Source organism: Salmonella sp. SAL4457, from assembly GCF_046548235.1.
In the GTDB taxonomy this organism is placed as follows: Bacteria; Pseudomonadota; Gammaproteobacteria; order Enterobacterales; family Enterobacteriaceae; genus Salmonella; species Salmonella enterica.
Window position 1 is genome coordinate 1 of the sequence record NZ_JBGDZO010000792.1, and the last position, 259, is coordinate 259.

Genomic DNA, 259 nt, shown 5'->3' on the forward strand with positions numbered 1-259 from the left:
GCGTCAGCGACTGGGAGGCAGAGTTCCGCTGGAACAACCCGCCGCAGACGATCGAGCCGACGCACACACAGGTGCGCATCCTGAGCGGCGCTTCGATCTGGCAGACGATCGAGTACCCAGCCGGGGGACAGTTTTGGTGGGGTGGTCTCTCACCGAGCACGTCGTACGAGTTCCAGGTGCGGCTGATCCGCATCGAGGACAACGTGATCACCGACTTCTCGCCGCTGCGCTAGGTCAACTTCACGACACTTTCCCCCAC

1 protein-coding gene is annotated in these 259 nt (G+C 62.9%); it reads left to right on the forward strand.

The features are described from left to right. Positions 1–233 (forward strand): hypothetical protein (locus ACLJNW_RS26335; protein ID WP_410961527.1); only part of this gene is annotated, 233 nt, incomplete at its 5' end. Positions 234–259: the final 26 nt, after the last annotated feature.